Annotated in this window: 18 protein-coding genes; 14 read left to right on the top strand and 4 right to left on the bottom strand. The window is 62.8% G+C overall.

What is annotated here, in order from left to right; genetic code table 11:
* Positions 1-50: 50 nt before the first annotated feature.
* The 8 genes from IF803_RS07040 (at position 51) to IF803_RS07075 (ending at position 5853) form a co-directional block, all read left to right on the top strand.
* Positions 51-1763: a DUF3300 domain-containing protein gene (locus IF803_RS07040; RefSeq protein WP_461191699.1), complete on the top strand. Its 1713-nt coding sequence runs from the start codon at positions 51-53 to the stop codon at positions 1761-1763.
* Positions 1760-2692, top strand: coding sequence for a DUF2950 domain-containing protein (locus IF803_RS07045; protein WP_461191700.1), 933 nt, complete (start codon positions 1760-1762; stop codon positions 2690-2692). The genes IF803_RS07040 and IF803_RS07045 overlap by 4 nt, the downstream gene beginning before the upstream one ends.
* A gap of 28 nt (positions 2693-2720) precedes the next feature.
* On the top strand, positions 2721-3143 hold the full coding sequence (locus tag IF803_RS07050; RefSeq protein WP_028345002.1) for a hypothetical protein: 423 nt from the start codon (positions 2721-2723) through the stop codon (positions 3141-3143).
* A 186-nt stretch (positions 3144-3329) separates the two neighbouring features.
* Positions 3330-3758 (top strand): universal stress protein, encoded by a 429-nt coding sequence (locus IF803_RS07055; protein ID WP_038385239.1) that lies wholly within the window; start codon positions 3330-3332, stop codon positions 3756-3758.
* A 53-nt stretch (positions 3759-3811) separates the two neighbouring features.
* The gene (locus tag IF803_RS07060) at positions 3812-4108 is read left to right on the top strand and encodes an HdeA/HdeB family chaperone (protein WP_461191701.1); all 297 of its coding nucleotides are present in this window, start codon (positions 3812-3814) and stop codon (positions 4106-4108) included.
* A 23-nt stretch (positions 4109-4131) separates the two neighbouring features.
* Positions 4132-4425, top strand: a complete 294-nt coding sequence (locus tag IF803_RS07065) for an HdeA/HdeB family chaperone (RefSeq protein WP_461191702.1) — start codon at positions 4132-4134, stop codon at positions 4423-4425.
* A 247-nt stretch (positions 4426-4672) separates the two neighbouring features.
* Positions 4673-4903 (top strand): hypothetical protein, encoded by a 231-nt coding sequence (locus IF803_RS07070; RefSeq protein ID WP_028344998.1) that lies wholly within the window; start codon positions 4673-4675, stop codon positions 4901-4903.
* A 212-nt stretch (positions 4904-5115) separates the two neighbouring features.
* The gene (locus IF803_RS07075) at positions 5116-5853 is read left to right on the top strand and encodes an outer membrane protein (RefSeq protein WP_225646107.1); all 738 of its coding nucleotides are present in this window, start codon (positions 5116-5118) and stop codon (positions 5851-5853) included.
* A gap of 103 nt (positions 5854-5956) precedes the next feature.
* Here the strand turns inward: IF803_RS07075 and aspD are convergent, their stop codons facing one another.
* On the bottom strand, positions 5957-7582 hold the full coding sequence (aspD, locus tag IF803_RS07080; RefSeq protein WP_461191703.1) for an aspartate 4-decarboxylase: 1626 nt from the start codon (positions 7580-7582) through the stop codon (positions 5957-5959).
* 365 nt (positions 7583-7947) lie between these two features.
* Between aspD and aspT (IF803_RS07085) the strand changes: the two genes are divergently transcribed.
* Both aspT (IF803_RS07085) and aspT (IF803_RS07090) read left to right on the top strand, forming a co-directional pair.
* Complete coding sequence (aspT, locus tag IF803_RS07085; protein ID WP_461191704.1) at positions 7948-9639, top strand: aspartate-alanine antiporter; 1692 nt, start codon at positions 7948-7950, stop codon at positions 9637-9639.
* Positions 9640-9665: 26 nt separating this feature from the next.
* Positions 9666-11360 (top strand): aspartate-alanine antiporter, encoded by a 1695-nt coding sequence (gene aspT, locus IF803_RS07090; protein WP_461191795.1) that lies wholly within the window; start codon positions 9666-9668, stop codon positions 11358-11360.
* Between the two features lie 134 nt (positions 11361-11494).
* On the opposite strand, the gene IF803_RS07095 is transcribed toward aspT (IF803_RS07090), so the two are convergent.
* Positions 11495-12370: an AraC family transcriptional regulator gene (locus IF803_RS07095; RefSeq protein WP_461191705.1), complete on the bottom strand. Its 876-nt coding sequence runs from the start codon at positions 12368-12370 to the stop codon at positions 11495-11497.
* A gap of 138 nt (positions 12371-12508) precedes the next feature.
* Here IF803_RS07095 and IF803_RS07100 point away from each other — a divergent pair, with 138 nt between their 5' ends.
* The 4 genes from IF803_RS07100 (at position 12509) to IF803_RS07115 (ending at position 16704) form a co-directional block, all read left to right on the top strand.
* Entirely contained in the window at positions 12509-13753 is a 1245-nt protein-coding gene (locus IF803_RS07100; RefSeq protein ID WP_461191706.1) for an MFS transporter, read from the top strand.
* Positions 13750-14625, top strand: a complete 876-nt coding sequence (locus IF803_RS07105) for a glycine reductase (protein ID WP_461191707.1) — start codon at positions 13750-13752, stop codon at positions 14623-14625. Before IF803_RS07100 ends, IF803_RS07105 begins: the two co-directional genes overlap by 4 nt.
* Positions 14622-15932: a tetratricopeptide repeat protein gene (locus IF803_RS07110; protein WP_461191708.1), complete on the top strand. Its 1311-nt coding sequence runs from the start codon at positions 14622-14624 to the stop codon at positions 15930-15932. Before IF803_RS07105 ends, IF803_RS07110 begins: the two co-directional genes overlap by 4 nt.
* A 91-nt stretch (positions 15933-16023) precedes the next feature.
* On the top strand, positions 16024-16704 hold the full coding sequence (locus IF803_RS07115; RefSeq protein WP_461191709.1) for a cupin domain-containing protein: 681 nt from the start codon (positions 16024-16026) through the stop codon (positions 16702-16704).
* Between the two features lie 306 nt (positions 16705-17010).
* On the opposite strand, the gene IF803_RS07120 is transcribed toward IF803_RS07115, so the two are convergent.
* Complete coding sequence (locus IF803_RS07120; protein ID WP_461191710.1) at positions 17011-17244, bottom strand: hypothetical protein; 234 nt, start codon at positions 17242-17244, stop codon at positions 17011-17013.
* A 120-nt stretch (positions 17245-17364) separates the two neighbouring features.
* Complete coding sequence (locus tag IF803_RS07125; RefSeq protein WP_461191796.1) at positions 17365-18129, bottom strand: response regulator; 765 nt, start codon at positions 18127-18129, stop codon at positions 17365-17367.
* Between the last annotated feature and the right edge of the window lie 25 nt (positions 18130-18154).

Genomic DNA, 18154 nt, shown 5'->3' on the forward strand with positions numbered 1-18154 from the left:
GACGGGACTGCGGCCGATGCTGTCGACCGTTGGTGTCGATGGAGGTCGCGATGTTCCGTTGGGGCAAGACTCTGCTTGCGGTTGTGCTGGTTTCGGTGACGTCCGTTGCCGCAACCGCGCAGACTGCTGACAAGCCGCCGGCCCAGGCCAGCCAGCCGGCCGCGGCAACAACGCAGCCTGCCGATCAGCTCCTGAAGCCGGAACAGCTGGAAGCCCTGGTGGCGCCGATCGCGCTGTACCCGGACTCGCTGCTCGCCAACGTGCTGGCGGCGTCGACCTATCCGCTCGAGGTCGTGCAGGCCGATCGCTGGCTCAAGGAGCGCAAGAGCTTGAAAGGGGATGCGCTGAAGGCCGAGGTCGACAAGCAGGCCTGGGATGACAGCGTGAAGGCGCTCGCGAGCACCGCCGACGTGCTCGCGATGATGAGCGACAAGATCGATTGGACGAAGAATCTGGGCGATGCCGTGCTGGCGCAGCAGCCCGACGTCATGGATGCGATCCAGCGGCTGCGCAGCAAGGCGCAGGCCAACAACAAGCTGGTGACGACCAAGCAGCAGAAGGTCAGCGTCCAGACTCAGGAGAGCAAGCAGGTCATCGTCATCGAGCAGACCGATCCGAACACGGTCTACGTGCCCTATTACGATCCCGCGACGGTCTATGGCGCGTGGCCCTATGCAGACTATCCGCCGTATTATTTCGGCTATCCGTCCTATATCGGCGCCGGGGTGATCGCGGCAGGTCTTGCCTTCGGCGCCGGATGGGCGATCGGACGCTGGGGTAATTATTGGGGCGGTGGCTTCAACTGGGGTAATCGCAACGTCTATGTGAACAATTTCAACAGGGTCAATAATATCGGGAACAGCTGGCAGCATAATCCGGCGCATCGCCAGGGCGTCCGCTACAACAACAGCAACGTCCAGCAGCGCTTCGGCGGCAACGCCAATCGGGCCGGTGCCGGCGATCGGATGGATTTTCGCGGCCGCGATGGTCAGCAGGTTCTCAAGCCCGGCGGCGATCGCCCGGGCGCAGATCGCGCCGGTGACCGGGCAGGAGACCTCGGTGATCGCGCCGGAGATCGGGCGGGAGATCGGGCCGGAGACCGTGGAGGCGACCGCGGCGGAGACCGTGCGGGCGATCGCGGCAAAGGTGGTGACCGTGCCGGTGCCGCCGATCGCGCCAAGGGCGGCGACCGCGCCGGTGCCGGCAACAAGGCCAAGGGCGGCGGCGATCGCGCAAAGGCCGCCAACCGCGGCAATGCCGGTAACCGCGCAGCTGCGGCGAATCGTGGCGGTGGCAGTCGCGGTGGCGCCATGAACGTATCGTCCGGACGGGCAGCTGCGGCGGCATCGGCGCGCGGGCGGTCGAGTATGGCCAGCATGCCGCGCGGAGGCGGCGCAAGCTTCGCCGGCCGCGGTGGTGGTGGAATGGGCGGGGGCGGCTTCCATGGCGGCGGCGGAGGCGGCTTCCGCGGTGGTGGCGGCGGTGGACGACGCTCCGACATCGCGCTCAAGCACGACATCGAGCTGCTTGGACATCTCGCCAACGGCCTCGGCTACTATCGCTTCAGCTATCTCGGCAGCGACAAGAGCTATGTCGGCGTGATGGCGCAGGAGGTCGAGCAGGTCATGCCGGCGGCGGTGACGCGCGGCGCCGACGGCTATCTCAGGGTCTATTACGACAAGCTCGGACTCAAGTTCCGCAGCTACAACGACTGGCTTGCCGCAGGCGCGAAGATTCCATCCCCGTCGGAGGCATCACGATGACAGGCCCCTCGTACTCGCGACTGGATCGTATTGCCTCCATCGGCGTGGCCGCGGCAACAGCACTTGCTCTGCTGCTGTCTCCTGCGTGCGCCCAGCAAGGTTTTCCCAATCCGGAAGACGCGGCGTCTGCCTTGGCAACCGCGGTCAAAGCCGGCACCAGTCGGGCCATGCTGAAGGTGCTGGGCCGCGATGCCGCCGATATCATCGAGTCGGGCGACGATGTTGCCGACGCCAATGCGCGAGAGAGCTTTCTTTCTGCCTACGACGCCAAGCATTCGATCAAGGCTGACGACAACAAGAAAGCCACCTTGATTCTGGGGAGGGACGATTTCCCGTTCCCGATCCCGATCGTCAACAACAAGGACGGCTGGAGTTTCGACGCGGCCGCGGGGCGGCGCGAAATCCTCTACCGCAGGATCGGCCGCAATGAGCTGGCCGCGATCCAGACCAGTCTTGCCTATGTCGACGCACAGAACGAATACGCAGAGAAGGATCGCGGCGAGGGTGTGGGCGCCTATGCGCAGCGCATCGTCAGCAGGCCGGGCAAGACGGACGGGTTGTTCTGGCGCGACGACAAGGATCCAAGCCCGCTCGGCGAGCTGGCGGCCCAGGCCGCTGCGGAAGGCTACAAGGTTGGCGAGCAGAGCATGCCGTACCACGGCTACTACTATCGGATCCTGAAGGCACAGGGCTCCGACGCCCCGGGCGGCGCGCTAAACTACGTTGTGAAGGGCAAGATGATCGGTGGATTCGCCCTGGTCGCCTATCCCGCCGAATACGGTAATTCCGGCGTCATGACCTTCCTGGTCAACCACGCAGGCACGGTCTATCAAAAGGATCTCGGCCCACGAACCGATTTCCTCGCCAAGCGCATGATCGTTTTCGATCCCGATCACACCTGGAAGAAAGTGGACCCGACAAATCCCTGAGCGAGGAGGGGGCGCAGTGACGCGATCCATGATCCGTTCCGTCATACTGGCGCTTGCGGCGATGGTCCTGTTGGTCGCGCCATGCTTCGCGCAGGCCGTGGGCCACGTCCAGGTCAAGTTCGTGAAGGCGGCGCTCGTCGTGGGCGGCGGCGGCGGCAGCGGCACGTTGACCTACCGCGGGCGGCACTATCGGTTCATCGCGTCCGGCTTCAGCCTCGGCGTGACTGCCGGTGCGTCGGTGACCTGGCTGGAAGGCACCGCCTCAGGCATCAGGGACGTCAACGATTTCGCCGGCAGCTACACGCTGGTCGGAGCCGGTGGCGCATGGGCTGGGGGCGTAGGCGGGGTGAGCCTGCGAAATGAACAGGGCGTTGTGCTCATGCTCAAGGGACCGAAAGCAGGATTGGAATTCGCCGCCAATCTGGGCGGACTCACGATTTCGCTGCGGTGAACCCGCGGTCGATTCGCCTGCCTCAGATGGGCCGCAGGTGAAAGGCGGCTCCGCCGAGCGACGATCAGCGTCCGGGGTGCGGCGCTGAGCGTGGATTGATCTATCTCAAGGCCAGGTCCGAGGCTCAGGTTCAGCTTGCATTTGGCGGGCGGCGATACGTCGTCCATATAACCGGGAGGTGAAGGCATGTACCGGCACATTCTCATTCCGACAGATGGGTCGGAACTGGCGGAGCAAGGGGTGAAGCAGGGGTTGGCGCTGGCGAAATCCGTCGGAGCCAAAGTATCGGTCATCTTCGTCGTTGAGCCGCTCTCGGAAATAGGAGGGCGGTACCGTGATCTGCTCGCGAGATTTGCCGAGATACGCAAGGAAGAGGCCACGAGCGCGCTGGATCGCGCCGCACACGCGGCCAGGGAGGCCGGCGTTCCCTGCGAGACAAGCCAAGTCGAGAGCGGGCAACCCCATCAAGCCATCATCGCAGCAGCCGAGGATAAGGGCTGCGATCTCATCGTTATGTCATCGCACGGGCGCAGCGGACTCTCCAAGCTTCTCATCGGCAGCGTGACAAACAAGGTGCTGGCGCAAGCAAAGACTCCGGTCCTTGTCTGTCAGTGAGGGCGCAGATCGCCGGATAGAAATCACTGTGCACGGAGCTTGGGAGAAATCGAATGAACAAAATCACTGTGTGCCTGGCTCTTGCCGGTGCGGCGTTGTCGGGCCCACTGCAAGCGCAGACGAGCGTCGATATGGCGCGGATAACTTGCTCGCAGTACCTCGCCATGTCCCCGGGCGATTCTTCCGTATTTTCTGCCTGGATGAGCGGCTGGTTCAATCAAAAGAAGGGATACGCCTTTGTCGATCTCAACGCGTACGCGCGAAACGTCGCAAGCGTGAAGGCGTGGTGCGCGACCAATCCCACTCAGACCGTGATGGCCGGCCTTGAGCGCTCTACGGACGGCCAGTGATCAAACAGGGTTGGAAGATAACAATGAAACCATCGATTCCTGCCATTGCGACCGTTGTACTCCTCGCCACGAGCGTCGTGGCCAAAGCGCAGGTCGTCGTCGATCTGTCCCTCATTACCTGCAAGCAATTGCTGGAGGCGGACCAGGAAAGACAAACGCTGATCAGCTCCTGGATGTCGGGCTATTTCAGCGCATCGAAGAACCTGACCGTCGTCGATTTTCGCTACGTTGAGCGAAACGGCAAGGTAATCGGCAAGTACTGCAAGTCGCACAAGGCAGACACCGTAATGAATGCGATGCAAAAGAACTGGCGCTGATCATCGTCCTTGCGAACGCGCAGGCATTGGACGGCATCCTTGTCCTTCTCGGGTCGGAGGTGAAGCCCGCGAGCCTACGGTCGGCAGGCTCGTCGCGGTTCACTCGCGCTTCTGATCGAACCGCTTCTCCCTCAACTCGGGCCGCGGCGCCCGTATTTTTACGGTCCGGGCCCTTGACCAAGGTCAAGGCGCGGCCGCTGGCCAGATGGTGTGTCGCTAGGGCTGTTCGCTCTCGCCCGGTGTCGCGGTGTCGGCCATCTGGTATGTCACTTATGAAATTCGCCGACGTGGTCTGTTGGCTCGAAGGGCGCGCAGCCCTCGCGAGACCAGGACATTTGCAAGCGAATCGGAAGCCAAGGCGTTCGCGCGATCAAAACTGGACGAAGGGCTGGTCGTGTTTGCCGGCACCATCAATCCGCACCTCCCCAGGCAATTGATCCCCTCGCAGAACATTGCCGATTGGCTCGTCGAACAGTGAGCCGGCTCGGCGCTGCCTCTCCGGCAGAACGAGCTTCGTGCTGCACCGAAGTTGAAAGCAGAGCCCGAGCATGGTGTTCGTTTGCCCTTGAGTGTTGCCATTTTGGCACGCGCCTATTCGTGACTCACATCTAGGCTTCGACCACTGCCCCGATTGGGCGAGCGCAAGGACTGCTTTTCTCGATTAACGCGAAGAGACCCGGAGATCATTCCATGAAGAGATTTTTGCTTACTGTCGCCGCGATTGTCGGCATGGCCACGCCGGCGTTGTCTGCTGACATGGCCGTCAAGGCGGCGCCTGTGCCGGTCCCTCCGCCGGTCTACAACTGGACCGGCTTCTATATCGGTGCGAATGGCGGTTGGGGTGAGAGCCGCACCTGCTGGGATTTCCTCCCCGCCCTCGGAGGTGTCGTGGCCGACGGATGCAGTTCGCGCTCGGGTGGCGTTTTCGGCGGACAACTCGGCTATCGCTGGCAGGCCGGCCAGTTCGTGTTCGGGCTGGAAGGACAGGGTGATTGGGCGGACCTGAAGAGCTCGCGCCTCAGCCTGATCGATCCGAGGTTCTCGACGACAACGAAGACCGATGGACTGGGTCTCTTCACCGGCCAGCTCGGCTGGGCCTGGGATGCCGCGCTGTTCTACGTGAAGGGCGGTGCAGCGGTCACCAGCAATCGCTATGACATCTGGACCACGGTCGGGGGAATTGGGGTCGCGTCGGCGACATCGACCCGTTGGGGCGGCACGGTCGGCGTCGGCTTCGAATACGGCTTCACCCCGAACTGGTCCGTCGGGCTCGAATACGACCGTCTGTTCATGGGCGATGCGAACAACACGTTCTCGGTCGTCAATCCCATCGTGGCGGGTGCTGCCAACCGTATCGGACAAGACGTGGATCTGCTGACGATACGCCTGAACTATCGGTTCGGCGGACCGGTCGTCGCGAGATACTGATCTTCGTGAGCCCATGTAATTTGAGCCCCGGCACCATCGCCGGGGCTCTTCCTTTGCTTCAGCGCTGCCGGATCAGACGCTCGATGCGCGGCAAGCGCCGCTGTCAGCGCTTTGCGGCTCCGCCCTTTGCCGCTTCGTAGGCGTCGCGATAGCCTCTGGCGATCGTCCGAACGCCGCGTCCGATGTCGTCATAGACATCGTCAGCGAGGTTCGCGAGCGACACGCGAAGCGACCATTCGGGCGCATCGAATCCGCCGCCGTTCAACAGCACGATCCCGTGGGCTTCGGCCAGCCTGAACGCGAGGTCCAGCGGATGGACGTTCTTCTTCAGATATTCAACCGCATCGTCGCCGATGTTCTTTCGGGCCCAGAACTCGAAATCGATCAGGGCGTAGTAGGCATCGTAGTTCGGATTTGGGCTCAGCTTGTCGGCCAGACCGAGCCCGTCGAGCAGCGACCACAGCCGCTTGTTGACGATCTCCATGCAGGCCGCCTGATAGGCCTTTTTCACGTCCATCATCTCCGCGAGCGAGAACAGGCTCATCATCACCTGCTGCGGCAACGACAATCCCGCGGTGTGATTGAGCGCCACGTCGCGGCTGTCGGCGACGATGCGGTCGATCAGCTTGAGCTTGCGCGGTTCGAGCGTGAGCGGCCCGTAGCGCTTGTCGAGCGCCTTCACGGCATCGTCCGGAAGCTTGGCGATCATCTTGTCGAAGATGTTGTCCTCGTTGATGGCGATGGCCCCCAGCCGCCAGCCCGTGCAGCCGAAATACTTCGAATAGGAGTAGACGCCGATGGTGTTGTGCGGCAGTTCGCCCAGCAGCGAACGGAAGCCGTGCACGAAGGTGCCATAGACATCGTCGGTGAGGATCATCAGGTCGGGGCGCTTGGTCCTGACCAGATTGGCCAGCTTGGCAACCGTCTCCTTGCTCAACGCCATCCCCGGAGGGTTGGACGGATTGACCACGAAGAAGGCCTTGATCTTCGGATCCTCCAGCTTCTTGATTTCCTCGTCGGTGAACTGGAATTTGTTCTCTTGCGGAGCCCTGATCTGAACCACCTTCAGGTCGTAGTCTTCCAGGTGCGTCATCTCGATGTAGGGTGTGAAAATCGGCGTCGCCAGCGCGATCGTATCGCCAGGCACCAGCAGCCGGTTGGCTTTCAGCGACTTGAACAGGTAGCACATCGCCGCCGTGCCGCCCTCGACCGCATAGATGTCGAACTTCCCGGCCGGCCGGGGCTCGCCGCAAACCGCCCACATCAGGTATTCGTGCACGATCTTCTCGTTGTGCACCAGCATGCGGTCCGGCACCGGGTAATTGTCGCCGATGATCGAATCCACCAGCTCGTGGACGAAGGCGTCCGGGTCGAAGCCGAATTTCTTGACCGCAAACGGCAACATCTCGGTCAGGAAGCTCGCACCCGGCATGTCCTTGTGCTGTTTGAGCCAGGCCTCGAACCGGCCGGCGATGCCGTTTGCCTGGGGCATGCCGCCGATTCCCGCCGGGTGCTCCATGACCCGCTTGCTCTCGGTGATAGCGAACTGTCCGAGCAGGAAGAAACCTTCGCGCGGCGTCGTCGCCACCCAGTTCGGATTGCCCCGCCCGGCGTTCAGGAAAGGCATCTGGCTCCGCTTCGAATTGCTCTTCGCGAGGTTGATCAGCTCGTCCTTGATCTCGAAGGGGCTCAGCGCCTCGAATTTCTTCAGGGTCAGTAGATCGGCCATTTGACACTCCCGGGGCGATGCAAGCTGTTGGAATGGAGGCGACAGGCTCTGTTGCCTGCGCAGTCGCGCGCAGCATGATCGGCGGCCGGTGACGAGCCTTGATCTATGTCAACGGTCGCGCGCTAGCGATGCGATCGCTGCGACGGATTGCCGCTCACGATGCAATGTGCGCGGCACGCGCGTGGTGTCGGCAAGATCATGAAATCGCAAGGCTCTCGCAGCTGCGGTTGACATAGATCAACATCCTGCTCGCCAACCGCCATCTGATGTCGGCCGATACGGTTGCTCGCCCTTTTCGGCCACCCCTGCACGAGATCGAAGCGGGCGCACGCCGAAGCCCCGGGACAGCATGAACGGGTGACATCATGATCGATTGGCTCTTCCAGACGCTCCGCACCTATCCCGAAATTGCGATCTTCCTCTCGCTGGCCCTGGGCTACTATTTCGGTTCCTTCACCTACAAGGGTCTTGGACTGGGCGCGGTCACCGCGACACTGGTCGCCGCTGTCATCATCGGCCAGATCGGGATCACCATATCAGGGCCGCTGAAGCCGTTCTTCTTTCTGATGTTCCTGTTTGCAATCGGTTACGGTGTCGGACCGCAATTCGTGCGCGGCATCGCGCAGGACGGCGTTCCGCAGGCCGTTTTCGCGGCGGTGGTCTGCGTCTTCTGTCTGCTGTCTGCGTATCTCGGCGCCAAGCTCGCCGGTTACGACGTCGGATCGGCCATCGGGCTCTATGCTGGCTCGCAGACGATTTCCGCGTCTATGGGGCTCGCGACCGACGCCATCAATCGCCTTGGTCTGCCCGCAGACGAAGCCAAGAAGCTGCTCGATGCCATGCCGGTCGCCTATGCCGTGACCTATATTTTCGGCACGGTTGGGTCGGCGATCGTGCTGGCGCTGCTCGGGCCCGCGTTGCTCGGGATCGATCTCGAGACCGCATGCAAGAAATACGAGGAGGAGCATGGCGGCAAGAAGGAACTGGGCGGCCCGGGTACGGCCTGGCACCAGTTCGATTTGCGTGCCTACCGCGTCAGCGAGCGTGGGCCGGTCGTCGGCAAGACGGTCGAGCAGGCCGAGGCGCTGATTCCCGATCATCGCGTCTTCGTCCTCCGGCTTCGGCGGGGCGGCAAGATCGTGGAGGCAACCTCCGATACCGTGATTCATGCCGGCGATGTCGTCGCCGTCGCCGGGCGCCGCGATGTGCTGGTGCAGCTGATCGGCGAGCAGGCCGAGGAGGTTGACGACCGCGAGCTGCTGGCAGTGCCGATCGAAGGCGTCGATGTCTACGTGACCAGCAAGGACGTCGACGGCAAGACGCTGGAGCAACTGGCGAAGGAACCGGGCGCTCGCGGCGTATTCCTGCGCAGGATCGCCCGGGGCGCGATCGCGACCGAGATTCCGATCCTGCCGAACACCAAGATCAATCGGGGCGACATCCTCACCTTGGTCGGCCGCACGTCCGATGTCGCCGCGACCACGAAGCTGCTGGGCCGGCCGGATCGGGCGACCGACGTTGCCGACGTCGCGTTCATCGGCGCCGCCATCGCGATCGGCGCCCTGGTCGGCGCGTTCGTCTACAAGATCGGAAGCGTGCCGCTGACGCTGTCCACCTCCGGCGGCGCACTGATCTCCGGTTTGTTCTTCGGCTGGCTCCGGTCCGTGCATCCGACCTTCGGCCGCATCCCGTCACCCACCGTGTGGTTCATGAACTCGGTCGGCCTGAACGTCTTCATTGCCGTGGTCGGAATCTCCTCGGGCCCGGGATTTGTCGCCGGCCTGCAAAAGCTCGGCTTCAGCCTGTTCCTCTGGGGCGTCGTCGTGACCACCGTGCCGCTGATCCTGGCGATGTTTGTCGGCAAATACGTTTTCCGCTTCCATGACGCGATCCTGCTCGGATGCTGCTCCGGCGCGCGCACCACGACCGCTTCGCTGGGCATGATCAACGACCGCGCGAAGAGCCAGATTCCCGGTCTTGGCTACACCGTCACCTACGCGGTCGGAAACACGCTGCTGACGATCTGGGGCATGGTGCTGGTGATGATGATGACATAGCCGCGGCGCGGGACCGTGTTGAGACGATGTTGACCTGGCTGGCGCAATTTCTCGTTCGTTATCCGGAGCTCGCGCTGTTCCTGGTGATCGCGGCGGGCTACTGGATCGGGAGCTTCAGGATCGGCGCTTTCAGCCTTGGCCCGGTGACGGGCGCGCTGTTCGCAGGACTCGCGGTCGGCGATTTCGCGCATGTGCCCGTCTCAAGCATGACCAAATCGTTCCTGTTCCTGCTGTTCCTGTTCGGGGTCGGCTATTCGGTCGGTCCGCAATTCGTGCTGGCGATGAAGCGCGACGGGCTGAAGCCGATGCTGATGGCCGTTGTCGTGAGCCTCACCGGCCTTGCGGCAGCGATCGTCGTGGCACGCGTGCTGCGGCTCGACCCCGGCTTTGCCGCCGGGCTCATGTCGGGCGCGCTCAGCCAGAGCGCTGCAATGGGTACGGCGACCGACGCGGTCAATTCCCTGCCAGTGTCCGAGGCACAGCGCGCGCTGTTTGTCTCGCACATCGCGGTGGCGGATGCGGTCTGCTACATCTTCGGTTATGCCGGCGTGATCACGTTCTGCACGATCGTCGTTCCGGCGCTGCTGAAGATCGATCTGAAGACGGAAGCGCTCAAACTGGAACAGGCCCTGGGCATCACGCGCGCCAAGCCCGGCCTGGCGTCGGCCTGGCGCAAGTTCGAACTGCGCGCCTACCGGCTGGATGCTCACGCTGCGATCGTCGGGCTGACAGTTGCGGCCGCCGAAGCTCGCGTGCCCGGGCAACGTGTATTCATCCACCGTATCCGTCGCGGCGAGCGCATCCTCGAGGCGGAGCCTGCAACGGTGCTCGCGGCAGGCGACGTGATCGCGCTGTCGGCGCCGCGCCTGATCATCGTCGAACTGATCGGACCGCGCGGCGAAGAGGTCGAGGACCGGGAGCTCCTCGATATCCCGCTGATCTCGGCTGACGTGTTCCTGATCAACGCGAAGCTCGCAGGCAGCAGTCTCCAGCAGGCGTCGGAACAAGACTGGACGCGCGGCCTTTATCTGCGCTCGGTGAGCCGGGGCGATGAAGCGCTTCCGATCGCTGCCGGCACGGTTCTGGAGCGCGGCGATATGCTGCGTATCGTGGGTCCTGAAGCTGTGGTGCAGAATGCCGCCAGGAGCATCGGCGTCATCGTTGCGCCGAGTGCCACGATCGATTTCGTGGTGCTCGGGCTCGCGATTTTCCTCGGCGGCCTGCTTGGCGTTCTCGTGAGTTTTTCGGTTGGTGGCGTCACGATCTCGCTGAGCACCAGCGTCGGTACGCTGCTCGCCGGACTTCTGGTCGGCTATCTCCGCACACGTCTGCCGTATTTCGGCCGGATCCCCGACGGCGCCATCAGCCTGATGACGTCGCTCGGACTGGCGGCGTTCGTCGGCCTGACCGGGATTCATGCCGGGCCGATCTTCCTTTCCGCGATACGCGAGTCGGGCATCGGGCTGCTGCTGGGTGGCATGATCGTCACCCTGTTGCCGCAGATCGTCGGCTTCTGCTTCGGCCATTTCGTGTTGCGCATGAATCCGATCCTCCTGCTCGGTGCACTGACTGGAGCACAGACGGTCACGGCCGCGATGGCGGCCATTCAGGAGCGCTCGGGCAGCTCCGTGGTGGTGCTTGGCTACACGCCCGCCTATCCGATCTCCAATATTCTGCTGACAACCTGGGGATCGATCATGGTCGTCGTGTTCGCTGGATAACGGGGCAGGGACGGCCCTCGCTTACCTCGCCATTGAGAGTCGCGCATAAGCGAGCCTCCCCCGGATCCGGACGGCCGTATTCCGCTTGTTTCGAACTGAACTACGGTTTCCAACGAGTCCCTGCGGCTGAAGGGTCAGCGCGACCGGTGGGGCGCATCTTGAGGTCCGGATCGATGTCTTGATGAAGTCGCTCCGCTGGCCGCGTGGCCTAGATTGCGCCGATGTTGCAGGGGACTAATGCGCATTTCGGAGCGAAACATGAAGATGAATGCTGAGGCCGATGAGTAGCCCAGCCGCAACGCGATCTCCGTGATCGGCAGGTCGCTGCCCAACAATTCGATAGCCTTGAGCAGGCGGAGACGCTGACGCCATGCGCGCAGGCTCATGCCGACTTCGCGCTCGAAGTGCCGCGTCAAGGTTCGCGGCGACATGCCGATCTCACGCCCCCATCTCTCGGCATGGCGCGGATTCGCTGGATCGGCGTAGAGGGTCTCACAGAGGGCCAGCAGGCCCGGGTGGGTGGGCCAAGGTAACGCTGCCGAGATCGGCGTCGCCCGCCGCAACTGATCGAGGATGAGCGCGATAACGCGAGCGGCGTAGCGACGATCCTCGCTTTTCAGCGACGCGGCTTCCACGATGAGCGTCCGCAGGAGCGGGGACACATGGATGACGGTCGTGCCGGAAGTCATGCCTTGGCTGGCAGCATTGGCGACCCAGAGGCTCCGGAATTCCGCTCCCATCAGGGAGCCGACCGAATGCTTCGTACCGGCCGGCAGCCAGACGGCCTGTTCCGGAGAAATGACGACGCTCCGTTCATCCGCCTTCACGGTGAGCGCGCCTGAGATCGCGTAGACCAACTGATTCCAGCCGTGACAGTGTTCGGCGAAGTAGCTCCTCGCAGGAAGAGACTGCACCCGAACGATCAAAGGCTTCGGTGATCCGAGGCCGTGCGGGGCATCGACCGTCTTCCAGCCGGCATTCCTTGGCGAAATGTGACGTTTCATCGACATAAATTGGCAATCTGTAGAAGGAAAAGTCCAGCGATTTCTCCTTAACTCCAACGCGGTGATCCACGGCCCGCGGACCGGCCACCGGTCCGATCGTCGACGTCCCGTCGACGGACATCTAACGGCGGAGCAAGCCGCAGCGTGAACTTCAATTTTTCCGTTCCCAGCCATGAGGCGCCGACCGCTATTCGCCGCGAGCGCAACAATGTCGCAAGGCTGGCTGTCGCCCAGGCCCTCGCGGGCGCCAATTCCACGGTCGTCTACGCAACCGGGGCCGTGGTCGGCGACATGCTGGCGCCCACCAAGGCACTTGCGACGCTGCCGGTCTCGGTTTTTGTCGTCGGCATGGCTCTGTGCACGCTGCCGGCGGGCGTTGTCGCGCAGCGCTATGGCCGGCGCACGACATTCCTGCTTGGTGCCGGCAGCGGCGTCCTCGCGGGCTTGATTGCGCTCCTGGCGGTACTCAACGCGTCATTCCCGCTATTCTGCGCCGGGACCTTCTTTGGCGGCGTCTACGCGGCCGTGGTGCTCTCTTTCCGCTTTGCGGCGGCCGATTGCGCAGCACCTGAACGGCGTCCGCGCGCGCTCTCGGCCGTGATGGCTGGCGGTGTGTTCGCCGGTGTGATCGGTCCACAGCTTGTGACGCACACCATGAATCTGTGGGCGCCCTACCTCTTTGCTGCGACGTTTGTCGGCCAGGCGGTGGTTGCCGCGCTCTCCGCGGTTATTCTGGCGGGCGTTGAGCTTCCTCCGCTGACTGCAACGCATCTCAACGCCGGAAGGCCGCTCGCTGTCATTGCCCGGCAGCCGCGCTTTATCCTGGCCGTGATCTGCGGGGTCGTCTCCTATCTGCTCATGAATTTCCTCATGACCGCAGCCCCGCTGGCGATGAAGCTCTGCGGGCTGCCTCAGGAATCGGCCAATCTCGGTCTGCAGTGGCACGTCGTCGCGATGTACGCCCCGAGTTTCTGGACGGGCCGCCTGATCACGCGCTTCGGCGCATCCGCGATCGTCGCGGTCGGGCTGGTGCTGATTGCGGCCGCTTCGTCGGTGGGCCTGCTCGGGATCGATGTCGTGCATTTCTGGGCGACGCTGAGCCTGCTCGGGATCGGCTGGAACTTCGGCTTCATCGGCGCGTCGGCGATGGTTCTGGAGTGCCATCGCCCCGAGGAAAAGGCGCGCGTTCAGTCGCTCAATGACTTCGTGGTCTTCGGCACGATGACCGTCGGCTCCTTCCTTTCGGGCGGGCTGCTGTCGTCCTTCGGCTGGTCGACCGTCCTGCTGCTGTCGTTCGTACCATTGCTCGGCGCGTTGCTGGCACTCATCGGCTTTTCAATACCGGCCCGCCGCACGACCAAGTTAGCGTCTCGAGGAGAATCCACATGAGCGTAGCGGAAACCCCGGTTCAATATATGGAGCGAACGCGCCAATATTACCGTGCCCTTGGTTACGACAACGACTATGTCTGGGCGAGCTTTGATGATGTCCCTTTCACCAAACCTGCCAAACCATCATCGGACCTGCGTATCGCACTGATCACCACGGCCAGTCCGCCGGATTTTGACGGCGTGAAGCGGGTGTGGTCAGGTGTGGTTTCGCCGCCGCCCGGGAAGCTGTTTACCGACAACGTTGCTTGGGACAAGGAATCGACCCACACCAATGATCCGGGCAGCTTCTTGCCGGTAGAAGCCGCTTTCGGACTGGTCGGCGAAGGCGCCCTCGTCGGACTGACCCGGCACTTTCACGGCGTGCCGACAGAATACAGCCAACGGAAAACGAACGCGGAGGATGCACCTGAAATCCTGGCACGGGTTCGAAAAGACGGGGCGGATGCTGCGATCCTTTGCCCCCTTTGCCCCGTGTGTCATCAGACCGTAAGCTTGGTGGCCCGGCATCTGGAAGCGAACGGCATTCCGACGGTCATTATCGGTTCGGCGCAGGATGTCGTGGAGCACTGCGGCGTGCCACGGTTCTATTTCACGGATTTCCCGCTGGGCAATCCTTGCGGGCATCCCTGGCGACCGGACATGCAGCGCGAAATCATGCGCGAGGCGCTCGCCCTTTTTGACACGACGACGGCGCCGCGAACGACTGTGAAAGCGCCATTTGCGTGGAAGGAGGACGGTTCCCTCTGGCGGCCCCGCTATGGAAGAGTAAATCCGGAGGATCGAGAGCGGCTGCTCAAGCTGGGTGATGAGCGCCGCCGGCGGCAGGCGAAAGCCAAGCGGGTTTCCATGGAGGGAGTGTCATCAAAATGACCGAGAGTTCGATGGGAAATCGGGTGCGCGTTCTTGAAGACCGGTACGGTAACCCCTTGAGCACAAGGTCTGCCGCCGCCCGCGATGCATATGTCGCCGGCGTCGATAAGCTGCTCGCGGCCGGCTCGGGAATTGACCAGGCATTCCGCGACGCGATCGCCGCCGACGAAGGTTTTGCGCTGGCGCACGTCGCGCTTGCGCGAACCCTGCAACTGCTCGGTCGCGGCAACGAAGCCAAAGCGCCGCTCGAACGCGCGATCGCGCTGGCGCCGGCTACGACTTCGCGCGAGCAAGGTCATATTGCGATCTTTGCCAAGATCCTGAGTGGTCAAGGCGCTGCGGCGGTTTCGGCGATCGCCGAACATATGAAGCACTGGCCGCGCGATGCCATGGTGCTGGCACCGGCCACCGGTGTGTTCGGCTTGATCGGCTTCTCGGGCAAGTCCGGCCGCGAGATTGAGCAACTGGCGATGCTGGAGCCGCTTGCAACCCATTACGGCGATGACTGGTGGTTTCGAACGGTGCTCGCGTTTGCGGAAATCGAACTGCACAGGCTCGACAGTGGTTTCAGGAATATCGAGACCGCACTTCGTGGTTGTCCCCGCAACGCTCACGCTGCGCATATCAAGGCCCATCTGTTCTATGAGAAAGGACAGCGCGAGGAGGGGCTAGCTTACCTCGAGCAATGGAACGCCGTCTACCCACGCGAGGGGCAACTGCATTGCCATATCAGTTGGCATCTTGCCCTGTGGTCGCTGGAGACCGGCAGGCGGGATCAAGCCTGGAAGATCTATCGTGAGGCGCTGCATCCGGGCGGCTCGTGGGGGCCGCAAATCAATGTCCTCACCGATTGCGCGTCGTTCCTTGCGCGCGCGGAGATGGCAGGCGAGCCGCGACATCCGGAACTGTGGAGCGAGATCAGCCAGTATGCGGCGAAGTGGTTTCCCAACTCGGGGATCATCTTTGCCGACATGCACAGCGCGCTCGCCTTTGCAATGGCCGGCGATGCGGAGGCTCTGGCTGGCATCATTGAGAACCCGAAGGGACCCGCCGCGGACATGGTGGTGCCCATCGCGCGCGGCTTCGATGGTTTGGCCAAGGGCGACTGGGCACGGGTCGTCGATGAGCTAAGGCCCGTCCTGGCAACCCATGAAAGGGTTGGAGGCAGCCGCGCCCAGCGCGACCTGCTGGAATACTCGGTGACTTGCGCCTTGCTGCGCAGTGGTCGAGCCGACGAGGCGCGGCGGCTGATCGCGTCACGACGACCGCAGAATGCGGTGAGTGGCGTTCCGCTCGCGGGGATCTAAACCTGTCCTGGTTGAGGGACCTGCACTGGTCAAGCGATCTGAAATGGCAAAGCGGTGGGTTTTGGATGGTGCCACCTGAGGGAGAGTAACGATGCGCATCAACGATGATCTGTCGAAGCCCGTTATCGTTCACGCTTCGAAACTGGACTGGGTGGCCAGTCCGTCGGCCGGCGTGGATCGGCGCATGCTGTTCCGCATCGGCGGCGAAGTCGCGCGCGCCACCTCGATCGTGCGCTATGCTCCCGGTAGCGCCTTCCCGCGTCATACGCATGGCGGCGGAGAAGAGATTGTCGTCCTTGAAGGTATTTTTCAGGATGAGCATGGCGACTATCCCGCGGGCAGCTACTTCCGCAACCCTCCGGGGACGTCACACGTCCCCGCCTCGAAGGACGGCTGTACCATCTTCGTGCGGCTCTGGCAGTTCCGGGACGAGGACCGGACCCAGGTCGTGCGTCAGCCAGGTGAGGGCCAACAGGTTGCGCCGCGCCCCGGTGCAAGCAGCGTCAGCGTGCTATTTGACGACGGCCACGAGGAGGTCCGCCTTGAAGACTGGCGGCCGGGTGAAGTCATCAGCCTTGCGAACGCGCGCGGGCTCGAGTTCTTTGTTCTATCGGGGGGGCTGACGATCGGGGGCGAGACGCTGCAGCCGCAGGGTTGGGGTCGGCTACCCGCTGGCGTCGACCTGAAAGCGACGACTGGCCCGCAGGGCGCGAAAATCTGGATCAGGGAGGCGCCGCTGCTGCATCCGGATGTCTGTCGACTTCCCGGGTAGCCGGTACAATCCTGACCGCCTCTGCGCTGAGCTCCTCGTAATGGCGAAGCTACTTTGCATGGGGTTGTTTTCGATATTTTGGTTGGGCCGGGCCTGTTCCGCCGGGGCAGCGTTCCGAAACATCATGTTGCATCGAACCGATGTTACGGCTACGCAATTGAGATGACATGGAAATTTTCCGTCGCCCCGATGATGGATTGGAGCGAGAGTTCAAGTTTATCAATCGGTTAGTGTGTGGCGTGTGCACGACGTGTGCACCGGGAGATCAAGAAAAATCTTGAGACGGTCAACGCGAGCAGATTTGCATTAGTTATTGATGGGCCCGGAGGTGTACATGCCGATGTCGACATGCACCATTTGACGATGGGGCTCGATCTTTGCGAGCAGGTCGCGCCAAACTCCACGAAGGGGCAGCTCTATCACCGCACGCTGTGGCAATCCGCCACTCTCTTCCACCAGATGCTTAGTTCCTGGGTCGGTGATCGGGTTGAGCCAATTAGATTGCTTGCCTAACCGGACTAGGTCGCCGAAGGCAATCATTAAGTGACCGGTGCACGTCCGCGGAGGCCTGACCCATGGCGAGGCGCTCGTCCCCCCAACTGCGTCGGAAGTGGAGACGTTGCGCGAGTGAAACTCCCGGGTTGGTCGCCAATTGCCTCGTCAGACCCGCTCTACCGGAACGGCGAATACATATCCGACGCCGCGCTCGGTCTGGATCACGCGCGGCGCGCTCGGGTCGCGCTCGAGCTTGCGCCGCAGGCGAAGAATCTGCACATCAATGCTGCGGTCGAAAACATCTTCGTGAACGCGGGTCGCCTGCAATAGGTGCTCGCGGCTAAGCGGACGTTGTGGCGCTTCGAGAAAGGCCAGCAGCATCGCGTACTCGCCCTTTGTCAACGCGACGGGGGCACCAGCCGGGTCGGTAAGCTGCCGGATCCTGCGGTCGAGCTGCCAGCCAGAAAATCGAAATCGGCCGCGCTCTGGATCGCGCGCCGGCGTGGCCCTTCCGGCATCGAACCGGCGCAAGATCGCGCGAACACGCGCGAGCAATTCGCGCAGGTTGAATGGCTTCGTCAGATAATCGTCGGCGCCAAGCTCGAGACCGACCACGCGATCGATGTCGTCGCGGCGGTGACCCGTGATGATGATCACGGGCACTTCGGAGTTCAAGCGGATCTCCCGCAGAAGATCCAGTCCATCTTCTAATCCAAGCCGGAGATCAAGGATCACCAGATTTACCTCGGCACTGCCAAGCCGACTGACCATTTCCTGCCGATTACTTGCTGCCAGGGTCCGGATGTTGTTCTCCGCGAAATAGTTTAGGATCATGCGCTGCAAGGCAGGATCATCTTCCACGACGAGGACGCACACTTGGCGATCAGCGCTTCCGCGAGGACCCGGGTCATTCAGTGATGAGCCGATCATTGCATCCAGTTCCTTCAACGGCACC

The sequence above is a fragment of the Bradyrhizobium sp. UFLA06-06 genome, from assembly GCF_054820065.1.

Coding starts and splice junctions, on each gene's coding strand:
- IF803_RS07065 (WP_461191702.1), top strand. CDS start 4,132: ATGAAACCATCGATTCCTGCCATTGCGACCGTTGTACTCCTCGCCACG.
- IF803_RS07050 (WP_028345002.1), top strand. CDS start 2,721: ATGATCCGTTCCGTCATACTGGCGCTTGCGGCGATGGTCCTGTTGGTC.
- IF803_RS07115 (WP_461191709.1), top strand. CDS start 16,024: ATGCGCATCAACGATGATCTGTCGAAGCCCGTTATCGTTCACGCTTCG.
- aspD (WP_461191703.1), bottom strand. CDS start 7,582: ATGGCCGATCTACTGACCCTGAAGAAATTCGAGGCGCTGAGCCCCTTC.
- IF803_RS07095 (WP_461191705.1), bottom strand. CDS start 12,370: ATGTCGATGAAACGTCACATTTCGCCAAGGAATGCCGGCTGGAAGACG.
- IF803_RS07060 (WP_461191701.1), top strand. CDS start 3,812: ATGAACAAAATCACTGTGTGCCTGGCTCTTGCCGGTGCGGCGTTGTCG.
- aspT (WP_461191795.1), top strand. CDS start 9,666: ATGTTGACCTGGCTGGCGCAATTTCTCGTTCGTTATCCGGAGCTCGCG.
- IF803_RS07120 (WP_461191710.1), bottom strand. CDS start 17,244: ATGATTGCCTTCGGCGACCTAGTCCGGTTAGGCAAGCAATCTAATTGG.
- aspT (WP_461191704.1), top strand. CDS start 7,948: ATGATCGATTGGCTCTTCCAGACGCTCCGCACCTATCCCGAAATTGCG.
- IF803_RS07110 (WP_461191708.1), top strand. CDS start 14,622: ATGACCGAGAGTTCGATGGGAAATCGGGTGCGCGTTCTTGAAGACCGG.
- IF803_RS07075 (WP_225646107.1), top strand. CDS start 5,116: ATGAAGAGATTTTTGCTTACTGTCGCCGCGATTGTCGGCATGGCCACG.
- IF803_RS07040 (WP_461191699.1), top strand. CDS start 51: ATGTTCCGTTGGGGCAAGACTCTGCTTGCGGTTGTGCTGGTTTCGGTG.
- IF803_RS07105 (WP_461191707.1), top strand. CDS start 13,750: ATGAGCGTAGCGGAAACCCCGGTTCAATATATGGAGCGAACGCGCCAA.
- IF803_RS07055 (WP_038385239.1), top strand. CDS start 3,330: ATGTACCGGCACATTCTCATTCCGACAGATGGGTCGGAACTGGCGGAG.
- IF803_RS07045 (WP_461191700.1), top strand. CDS start 1,760: ATGACAGGCCCCTCGTACTCGCGACTGGATCGTATTGCCTCCATCGGC.
- IF803_RS07125 (WP_461191796.1), bottom strand. CDS start 18,129: ATGATCGGCTCATCACTGAATGACCCGGGTCCTCGCGGAAGCGCTGAT.